This is a genomic window from uncultured Ruthenibacterium sp., assembly GCF_963558415.1.
GTDB lineage: Bacteria > Bacillota > Clostridia > Oscillospirales > Ruminococcaceae > Ruthenibacterium.
On record NZ_CAUWGY010000087.1, the window covers coordinates 1 to 9,596 of the forward strand.

Sequence of the window (9,596 nt, forward strand, 5' to 3'; positions counted from 1 at the left end):
GAACACTTTTCTGCGCTGCCGGCTGCACTGCCTTAGGTTCTGAGTTTGGATGCGAATGCGAAACCTCGTCAAAAGAAAGTGTTTTTGATGAAGACTGCGGCGTAAGCAGAATGGATTTTACCGCCGCATAAATCACATCAAAGACATCTTTTTCTCGGGCAAAACGAACTTCTGTCTTTGCAGGATGTACGTTCACATCCACCAATTGTACCGGCATATGTACATTAAGCACACAACCCGGGAAACGCCCCTGCATCAAAACCCCTTTATAGGCAGCTTCCAAAGCAGCCATCATCGTTCGATTCTTCACAAAGCGCCCGTTAATAAAGAAATATTGCATTGACCGACTGGCTCGACCATTTTTAGGAGGAGTAACCAACCCATCTACTTGATAATTCTCGTGTACATAACCCACGCTCAACAAATCTTTAGCGAACTCTCTGGAAAGAACTGCATAAGCTGCGCTCAATAGCTTGCCATCGCCCGGAGTCTGAAATTGTATCTTACCCTCACGCAAAAATTTAAAAGATATTTCAGGGTGAGAAAGAGCCAATTGGCTAACTACATCGCTAACATAGTTTCCTTCACTCGTGTCTTTCTTGAGAAACTTCATTCTAGCCGGTGTATTATAAAACAAATCCCTGACCGTTATAGTCGTCCCCTGTGGACGTGCCGCCGGTTCGATTCCTTCTTCTTCCCCACCGCTAATTCTATAGCAATATGCGTACTCATCTTGCTCTGTTTTTGTAAGAAGTTCCACCCGAGAAACACTCGCAATTGACGCCAACGCCTCACCACGGAAACCCAAGGTGTGAATATTTTCCAAGTCGTCTTCTGTTTGAATTTTACTAGTAGCATGTCTCAAAAAAGCAGTAGGGATGCTTTCAGCCTCAATTCCAGTTCCGTCATCCGAAATCTGAATCATAGAAATTCCACCATGCTCAATAGCAACTGTAACATTTTTTGCTTTTGCATCGATGGCATTTTCCAATAACTCCTTCACTACAGATGAAGGCCGTTCAACCACCTCACCGGCAGCAATTAATTCTGCTGTATGTTTATCTAAAACACAAATTTGGGCCAAAAGTTTCACCTCTTCTATGAGTTATTGAGACAATGTTTGTTTCAGTTCATAAAGGAAGTTTAACGCTTCCAATGGTGTAAGCGTTTCGACATCCACAGCCTCCAGACGTTCGATTAAAGCGCTCGGAACAGGTTTTTCTGCAAATTTTTCAAAGTTATCAAAATCCAACTGTGTTACACGGTCCGCGTTAGGTGCACTTGCCTCTAAAACCTTCAACACCTCTTTTGCACGGCTTGTAACCTCATCGGGAAGCCCAGCCAGTTTAGCAACTTCAATTCCGTAACTGTCATCGGCAGGGCCACGTACAATCCGCCGCAAAAAGGTAATATCATCTCCGCGCTTTTTTACGGCAATATTGTAATTTTTCACTCCATCCAAAGAGTTTTCCAAATCTGTCAATTCGTGATAATGCGTAGCGAATAGTGTCTTGCACCCGATGCCGGTCTCTCTGTCTGCAATATGTTCTACCACAGCTCGGGCAATACTCATCCCGTCAAAAGTAGAAGTTCCTCGCCCTATTTCATCCAGAATTACAAGACTTTTTCGCGTAGCATACTGCAAAATTTCCGCAACTTCGGTCATCTCAACCATAAAAGTGGATTGACCAGCCGCCAGATCATCCGACGCACCTACGCGCGTAAAAATTGCATCTACCACACCTGTTCGACAACTCTTTGCAGGCACAAAACTTCCAATTTGTGCCATCAAAGCAATTAAAGCGGTTTGCCGCATGTATGTTGATTTTCCAGCCATATTCGGTCCGGTAATAATCAGCATGCGGTCATCGCCACAATTCAAAACCGTATCGTTTGGAACGAACAATGCCCCATGAAGCATCTGCTCAATTACCGGATGACGGCCTTCAATAATTTCTAACGCATCGCCGTCATCCACTTGAGGTTTTACGTAATTATTCTTTGCAGCTACCTCCGCCAATGCCGTTAAAACATCCAATCTAGCCACGGCACTCGCTGTTCTCTGAATGCGTACAAGCTGTTCTGAAATATTATGGAGCAGTTCATCGAAAAGTTGTCTTTCTAAAACGTTTAAGCGTTCATTGGCACCAAGAATCTTATTTTCCAATTGCTTGAGATCTTCTGTAATATACCGTTCTGCGTTGGCCAATGTCTGCTTGCGAACAAAATTTTGAGGCACCTGATCTGTAAAAGACTTGCTGACTTCGATATAATACCCAAACACACGATTATAGCCTATTTTCAAAGTCCGAATTCCGGTTTCCTCTTTCAGTTTTGCCTCTAACGTAGCCAGATAACCTTTTCCGCCGTGGACGATGTCTCTCAATTCATCCACTTCCGCATTGTAACCCGGTTTGATGACTCCGCCATCCTTCAGCGAAGCCGGTGCGTCTTCCTCAATGGCGCTGAAAATCAAATCCTTGATATCAGACAATTCATCCATATCTGCATAAATAGCAGCTAATTCTGAACTTTGAAATTCAGAAATGAGTTTGCGCAACTGTGGAATCTGGTCACAAGTTACCGCTAAAGAATAAATTTCTCTGGGGGAAGCTGATCCATATACGGTACGCGTCATCAACCGCTCAATATCAAATACTTTTGATAATGTTGCAATCAACTCCGCTCTCGCCACGGAATCTGAAAACAATTCTTCAACGCCATCCAAGCGATTGTTGATGGCATTTACATTTACAAGAGGCTGTTCAATCCAGCGACGAAGAAGCCTTTTTCCCATTGCTGTTTGTGTTTTATCCAACACCCAAAGCAAGGTGCCCCTCTTTTCACGGCCTCGCATCGTTTCCGTTAATTCCAAATTGGCTCTGGTCACGGGAGAAAGCTGCATGTACTGTGCTTCGGCATAATTATGAACTGTTTTAAGCCGCTCTACCCCACGCTTTTGCGTTTCTTTCAAATAGGAAAGTAAAACCGCTAATGCGCTAAAGGCAGGCATTTCTCTTTTGAGCCCAGTAGATTTTTCCCAATCCTCACCAAATTGAAGCTGTATCTCTTGCAAACAGGTAGCCGGATCATAACGTTCCGTTTGCATCAATTCTACTGCACATGCAAGCTGCTGTTTAATATAAGTTGTCACTTCTTTATACTGCATGATTTCAGAATTGAACAAAATTTCTCTTGGAGAAAAACGGCACAGTTCCGAAATAATTTCAACACCCAACTTTTCTCCCGTCAGGCAAGTGGTATGTGCCGTTCCCGTCGAAATATCTGCAAAACAGACTCCTGCGCTGTGATCCTTTATGTAGATGCTTGCGATGTAGTTATTTTTATCGTCTTGAAGCATGCTACTTTCAATGACTGTACCCGGTGTCACCACCCGCACAATGTCACGCTTCACAAGGCCCTTTGCCAAAGCGGGATCTTCCATTTGCTCACAAATCGCAACTTTATAACCTTTGGCAATGAGTCGCGCCACATAGCTTTCGTAGGAATGAAACGGAACTCCGCACATAGGAGCACGCTCCGCTTGTCCACAATCGCGTCCTGTAAGTGTAAGTTCCAACTCCTTAGAAGCTAAAATCGCATCGTCGTAAAACATCTCATAAAAATCGCCCAGACGAAAAAACAGAATCTTATCCGGATGTTGATTTTTAATCTCAAAATACTGCTGCATCATGGGAGAAAGCGCCGCCATGCCGTACTACACCATCCCGTTCAAATTTTAACAATAATCAATGGCATCCTGAGCAAGAAGCACAGCTTCCGCTGCACCCAGCCTGCGGCTCTTCAACCAACATTGGATCTCCGCCATTGACCGCTGTATTAATAATTGCATTTACATAATTCATAAGCGCTTCCAGCTCATCTTTTGCCTCATTGTAAGCGATCATATGCTCATTTGCCATGATGTCATTATAAAGCTGATTAACTTTCATATTCAGTTGTTCCACGCGTTCCTGATCTTTATCCGCCGCCTTAGACAACTCGCTATTCAAATCGATTCTGGCCAAATTAAACTCTCCAATCAAAGTTTGGAGCGCTTCGTCCTCATCGTTTGCCTTTCTGCTTCCTTCCAGAGCCAAGTAGGCTTCCTCTTTCTGAAGCTGCTGAGCAGCCTCTTTAAACATTGTAATTGCGTCTTTTGCCATAATAAATTTCTTCCTTTCTCAAGCTATTATAGTAAGATTCCTTTCAACACTGCGCCTTTGGCTGCAGTAATCTGTACGTCGGAAAACTCTCCCAAAGGTGCGTATCCTTCAAACTCAACCACCATATTATTGTCAAGTCGGCCAGTATATACTCCTTCTTTTCGGCCTGGTCCCTCCACTAAAACACGGGCATTTGTACCAATCAATTTGGCGGTTAACTTGTCCACAATTTGTTCCTGAATCGACAGCAAACGCGCGATTCTGGCAGCTTTTTCCTTATGCGTAGTCTCATCCGGCAATGTTGCAGCTACCGTACCACCGCGCTTTGAATAAATAAAGGTGAAAAGCTGCATATATTCCACTTTTCGAATCAATGACTCCGTCTGCTCAAAATCCTCTTCCGTCTCTCCCGGAAATCCCACAATGATATCACTGGAATAGGTCATATCAGGAACTCGCTGCTTTGCATATTCAATTAATTCCAAATAGCTTTCCACTGTATATTTCCGATTCATCTTTTCAAGAATTTCATTGGATCCAGATTGAACCGGAAGATGGAAATGATGTGAGACATGTCGACTTTGTGCAATTGTATCAATCAATTCGCGCGTAGCATCCTTAGGATGACTGGTCATAAAGCGTATGCGATAGTCTCCAGGCACTTCATCCAACATACGAAGAAGCGTAGAAAAATCAATTTTTTCCTCTAATCCTTTTCCATAGGAATTCACATTTTGGCCCAGTAAGGTAATATCTTTATAGCCTGCTTTTACCAAACCTGAAAACTCTTCCAAAATATCCTGGCTTTTACGGCTACGTTCCCTTCCGCGCACATAAGGGACAATACAATACGAGCAAAAATTATCGCAACCATACATAATGGGTAAAAACGCTCGAAAACTGGAATCCCGTTGAATAGGGATCTGTTCCACGATTTCCTTACGCTCAACCGGTTGCGACAATACGCGCTTTCGATCCGTCAATTTTTCACAAATCAAACCCGGCAACAGATCGATTCCGTTGGTTCCAAAAACAATATCTACGTATGGATAACTTTTTTTAATTTTCTCCACAACACTTGCTTGCTGGGTCATACAGCCACAAATTGCAATCAGCAAATTGGGATTTTTTTCTTTAAGCCCCTTCAAAGCTCCGATGTTTCCAAACACACGATGTTCTGCATGTTCTCGCACTGCACATGTATTGAAAACAATCAAATCCGCATTTTCTTCTTGCTCGCAAACGCCGTATCCTAAATCCACCAAGACCCCGGTAATTTTCTCGCCGTCATTGACGCTCTGCTGGCAACCAAAGCTTCGAGTAAACACATAGGGCTTTCGACCATAATAATTTTGTATAATTTGCGCTGCGGTCTCATCCTTCTGAAAACGAATGGGTTCCATTTTACACCTCTTTTATAGCGTACGCAATTTCGCACACCGTCGATCATACATACTTTTTTAGTATACTACAAATTGTGTCACAAAACAAGCAGAAAACGCCACCGAAATCGGTGGCGTTTTTGCCATCTTCAATGCTCAGTTTAAAAAGATTTAAATGACTTTTTTCAGAAAAAAGAAACCTGACTAGTGCGTGGTAAATCTCCCAACGCACCAATGTCATACAAATTTTCCATAATTGTACTGGAAGCACCGGTCGCCGCCTGCAATTCTTCTGCGGACAGATACTGCTGTCCGCTCATCGTTGCCCGCTCCAGTTCATTGGCAACTGCCTCGCCTAGGCCCTTCATCGCCATATAGGGAAGCCGAATTTTTCCGTCTTCCACTACGTACACCTTTGCCCGGCTCTTTCCGATTCGAATCGGAGCGAACTCATAGCCGCGCTGTAACATTTCATTGACCATCTGCAAAGCCGCAAGAATGTTTTCATCTTTCGGATTCTTCTTATCACTTTCCCGAATACGCTGATTGACCTCTTTCATATGCTGCCGTGCCACTTTTACTCCGCCAACGGCCGCTTCATAATCGATGTCTTCACCACGCACGGTAAAATGTGTTGCATAGAATTCCAGCGGATGATATACCTTAAACCACATCAAACGCACCGCAGCCATCAAATATGCCACAGCATGTCCTTTTGGGAACATGTATTTGATTTTTTTACAGCTATCCAAATACCACTCGGGCACGTCATGCTCCCGCAGCATTTCCTCAACGCCTTCCGGGAATCCCGCCTTCGCCACTTTGCCTTTACGCGTCAGCTCCATAATGGTAAACGCCTGGTTTGGCTCGACGCCCTTGTACAACAGATAGGTCATGATACTATCACGGGTCCCAATCACGTCCGAAATCGTACAAACACCGTCTTTAATCAAATCCTGTGCGTTTCCACTCCAAACATCTGTTCCATGGGAAAGACCCGAAATCTGAATCAAATCCGAAAAACTTTTGGGCTGTGCTTCAATTAGCATATTTCGCACAAAGTTCGTGCCCATTTCCGGGATACCGAAAGTACCTGTTTTGCTATCGATCTGTTCTTCAGTAACGCCCAAAGCCTCCGGTGACGTCAAAAGTGAAATCACGCGCTGATCGTTCATTGGCACATCTTCCATTTTGATTCCGGTCATATCCTCAAGATATTTATACATAGTCGGAACATCGTGGCCTAACTCATCCAGTTTCAAAATCGTGTCATGAAGATATTTAAACTCAAAATGAGTCGTAATTAACCCTTTTTCTTTATCGTCCGCAGGATGCTGAATCGGGCAAAAATCAAAGACATCGTAATTGCTCGGCACAACAACCATTCCGCCCGGATGCTGCCCAGTGGTTCGCTTCACACCAACACATCCCTGGACCAGCCGATTTTCTTCCGCGCGATTGACGGTTCGATCCCGCTCAGACAAGTACTTTTTCACGTATCCATAGGCCGTTTTATCCTGTAAACCGGAGATCGTTCCTGCCTTAAACACATGATCTTTTCCGAAAATATCTTCTGTATAACGGTGAATCCGAGACTGAACATCCCCCGAAAAGTTCAAGTCGATATCCGGCTCTTTATCACCGTCAAATCCCAAAAAAGTTTCGAAAGGAATTTCATGCCCATCTACCAGACACTTCGTTCCGCAACGAGGACAATTTTTATCCGGCAAATCAAAACCATCGGCTACAGATCCGTCCGTATAAAAATAACTCCACTTACATTTAGGGCACAGATAATGCGGTGGCAAACTGTTCACTTCGGAAATGCCGGAAAAATGGGCGACTGCAGAAGAACCTACCGATCCACGGGAACCAACCAAATATCCATATTCCTCGCTCTTATGGACTAGTTTTTGAGCAATTACATAAAGAACCGCAAACCCGTGTTTGATGATGGAATCCAGTTCTCGCGTAAGCCTTGTCTCCAAAAGCTCTGGCAGAGGATCACCATATCTTGCTTTTGCATTATTCAGTGTATCCTGACGCAGTGTTTCGTCGGCTCCTTCAATAGTAGGCGTATAGAGCCCTTTGGGAATCGCTCTAATATCACCATCAATCATATCCGCAATTCGATTCGGATTAGTCACCACAATTTCGTACGCTTTCTCCGGCGGTAAATAACCAAACTGGGCAAGCATATCATCCGTAGTACGAAAATAAAGCGGTGCTTGATTATCCGCATCCTTAAAACCATTTCCAGCCTGAAGCACCGCACGATAAACTGCATCCTCGGGTTCTGCAAAATGTACGTCTCCCGTAGCAACTACTGGTTTGTGAAGCTTTTCTCCAATTTGAATAATGGTCTTATTAAACTCTTGCACCTTCTCAATGCTGTCTACAATATGCTCACGCACCATAAACGCATTGTTTCCCAAAGGTTGAACTTCCAAGAAGTCATAATACGATGCAATCTTGCACAACTCATCAAAGCTCCGCCCTTCGAGAATGGCGCGATACAGTTCACCTGCTTCACATGCAGAACCAATAATTAACCCTTCGCGATATTTATTCAATAAACTACGCGGTACACGTGGTACCTTGAAAAAGTAGTCCATATGCGCGGCCGAAACAATTTTGTACAAATTTTTCAATCCGGCGTTGTTCTGCACAAGAATAATAAGATGAAAGTTTTTCTTTGCCAGAGCCCTTGTACCACCCAGCCCAGTATTCACCTGCTCCAGTTGCGTTACGCCCCGCATGGACAAATCTTCAATTTCCTTAACGAAAATTTGCGCAAGCGCACGAGCATCATCGCATGCTCTATGATGGTTAAAAGGCGGAATTTCCAAATACTTTCCAATGGTATCCAACTTATAATTGCGCAACCCAGCATAAAGCGCCTGAGACAAAGGTAGCGTATCCAGGTAAGTATTTTCAAAAGGAATCCCATAGCGCTCTGCAGCGGCCCTAATAAAACGAATATCAAATCCATGGGCATTGTGCGCAATCAATGGACGCCCTTGCACAAACTCCAAAAAAGCCCGAACCGATTCTTCCTGTCCGGGAGCATCCGCGACCATTTCATCTGTAATCCCTGTTAACTGAGTAACTTTTTCAGGAATGTGGCAACCGGGATTTACAAATGCATTGTAACTTTCAGTAATCTCTCCATTCTCTACGATAACAGCACCGATTTCGGTAATAAAACACTCCTGAGGAGAAAGACCTGTCGTCTCAAGGTCAAACACCACAAAGGACTGCTTCATATCTCCATTGGCTGTTCCATATACCACTGGAACCATGTCATCCACAAAATATGCTTCACAACCATAAATCAGTTTAAAGTCGGGATCCTTTTTGTGAATCGCATCGGCTGCAAGCATCGCCTCTGGATATCCCTGCACCACACCATGATCCGTAATCGCCACTGCACGGTGTCCCATTCGATGTGCTGTTTTGACAATTTCTCCAGGTGCGCAAAAGCCATCCATGCTACTGAGTTTTGTATGAAGATGAAGTTCTACACGTTTTTCTTTTGCAGTATCTTGCCGTTGCTGACGGACAACCTTAAATACATCATACGGATAGATGACATAATCTCCTTCATACTTATCAAACGCACAATTTCCCTTAACGACCAACGTATCTCCTATTGACACATCGTCCCAAGGGACATTGGTCTCATCCGCTTCCATTCGAATTTTAAGATTAATAGAACTCGTATAATCCGTAATAGAAATCGAATAAATCTTTTTATAGTTGCCTTTAATTTCGGTGAAAAAGACATCGCCCCAGACCGTGATTTTATTCGAGTCTGGTCCAATATCGCGCAGCGCGGTCATATCTGTCGGTTGGAACTGTCGTCCCGTTAACAATTTGATTGGCGCCTCCGGCTCCAACGTAAGTCCCGGCACCTGAAGTGTTGCCACTACGTCTTTTTTCTTGAACTGAACCGTGGGAACCTTTTCCATCACACTTTTTTCTAAAGCTTCCGCCGATACTTCGTCTCCACTGGAAAGCGTCACAGTTGGGCGAGTTCCAGTACGTT

5 protein-coding genes are annotated in these 9,596 nt (G+C 44.0%); all 5 read right to left on the reverse strand.

Annotated features, from left to right (window positions below; translation table 11 throughout):
- The coding region (gene mutL / locus AB5H98_RS11470) for a DNA mismatch repair endonuclease MutL (RefSeq protein ID WP_367926031.1) at positions 1–1,084 on the reverse strand (1,084 nt) is incomplete at its 3' end.
- Between the two features lie 21 nt (positions 1,085–1,105).
- Positions 1,106–3,712 (reverse strand): DNA mismatch repair protein MutS, encoded by a 2,607-nt coding sequence (gene mutS, locus AB5H98_RS11475; protein ID WP_367926032.1) that lies wholly within the window; start codon positions 3,710–3,712, stop codon positions 1,106–1,108.
- A 37-nt stretch (positions 3,713–3,749) separates the two neighbouring features.
- A complete protein-coding gene (locus tag AB5H98_RS11480) occupies positions 3,750–4,166 on the reverse strand; it encodes a YlbF family regulator (RefSeq protein ID WP_367926033.1) in 417 nt (138 codons plus the stop codon).
- Positions 4,167–4,192: 26 nt separating this feature from the next.
- On the reverse strand, positions 4,193–5,569 hold the full coding sequence (gene miaB / locus AB5H98_RS11485) for a tRNA (N6-isopentenyl adenosine(37)-C2)-methylthiotransferase MiaB (RefSeq protein WP_367926034.1): 1,377 nt from the start codon (positions 5,567–5,569) through the stop codon (positions 4,193–4,195).
- Positions 5,570–5,733: 164 nt separating this feature from the next.
- A partial coding sequence (locus AB5H98_RS11490) for a PolC-type DNA polymerase III (protein WP_367926035.1) occupies positions 5,734–9,596 on the reverse strand: 3,863 nt, incomplete at its 5' end.